The organism is Paenibacillus sp. OT2-17, from assembly GCF_009827695.1.
Lineage (GTDB): Bacteria > Bacillota > Bacilli > Paenibacillales > Paenibacillaceae > Paenibacillus > Paenibacillus polymyxa_B.
Window position 1 is genome coordinate 1 of the sequence record NZ_WUDQ01000765.1, and the last position, 1,409, is coordinate 1,409.

2 pseudogenes are annotated in these 1,409 nt (G+C 40.5%); both read right to left on the reverse strand.

The annotated features are described in order from the left end of the window. Positions 1 to 55 precede the first annotated feature (55 nt). Positions 56 to 693, reverse strand: a pseudogene (locus tag GRP75_RS30695) (family 1 glycosylhydrolase). Next, positions 617 to 1,245 (reverse strand): annotated as a pseudogene (locus GRP75_RS30700) (family 1 glycosylhydrolase). Before GRP75_RS30700 ends, GRP75_RS30695 begins: the two co-directional pseudogenes overlap by 77 nt. Positions 1,246 to 1,409 lie beyond the last annotated feature (164 nt).

Consider the following 1,409-nt stretch of genomic DNA (forward strand, 5'->3'; position numbering starts at 1 on the left):
AATTTGCAGCAGTTTCAAAAATTTAAGATTATGCGGTCCATTACAGATAAAGTGATTATTTCTGAAAGTACTTTGTTCCATTACTCGCAATGACGTCTTTGTACCAATGAAAACTTTTCTTTCTAATTCTTCTAAGCGTGCCAGAACCGTCATTGTTTTTGTCCACATAGATGTAACCATACCGCTTCTTCATTTCGCCGGTACCGTTACTCACAAGATCAATCGGCCCCCAACTTGTGTACCCTATAATATCACCCCCATCTTTTATTGCTTCAGCAATCTCTGCAAAGTGAAGATCCAAATACGAGATGCGGTAATCGTCTTCAATGGTATCGTTGTCCATAAGAGTATCTTGCGCACCAAGTCCATTCTCAACGATAAACAATGGTTTGTTGTACCTTTCATGCAACGGTTGCAGGTAATACGCATGCCTTTTGGATCAATCGTCCATCCCCACTCGGAAGTTTCCAAGTAAGGATTGATTACGGAACCAAACACATTCCCATCCGTAAAATTTTTCATAATTTCAGGATCAGCACTGGTACAACGGCTCGAATAATAGCTGAAACCGATGTAATCCACAGTATATGTCTTCAAAATCTCCAAATCTTCAGACTCAAGCTGTAGCTGAATTCCATTCTCGATGAAAAAGCGTTTGGCATAACCGGGATACTCCCCCTTTGGACTGCACATCAATCAAGAAGTATGAATCACGCTCCATTTTCATTACTTCCCAGTAATCTTCCGGATTGCTACTGTATGGATACACATTTCCAGCCGCCAACATACATCCCATCATGGCGTTAGGAATAATTTCATGACAAGCCTTGACTGCGAGTGCACTTGCAACCAGTTCATGATGCGCTGCTTGATACAGAACTTGTTGTTTGTCCTCGCCTTCTTCAAAAATAATGCCCGCTCCTGTATAAGAAAGATGCAATAACATATTAATTTCATTGAATGTCATCCAGTATTTCACTTTATTTTTATAGCGTTCAAACAGTGTTTTAGAGTATTTTCAAATAGTTTAATCATGATTCGGTTTTTCCAGCCGCCACACGTTTTCGCCAAGTTCACGGGTAAATCAAAGTGACAAATCGTAACGACAGGCTCAATATTGTACTTCAGAAGTTCATCAAACACGTCATCGTAAAATTGCAATCCTGCTTCATTTGGAGTTATATCGTCACCATTGGGAAAGATACGGGCCCAGGAGATCGACATTCGAAATGATTTGAAACCCATTTCAGCAAAAAGCGCGATATCCTCTTTATAACGATGATAAAAATCGATAGCTTCATGTGAAGGATAAAACTCGCCTTCCTCGGGTACAAATGAATTTAAGTTGCCAGTCGAAACCTGATTACGTTTGGCCCCGTCGGCATCAAATCAATGGTCGTCAGTCCCTT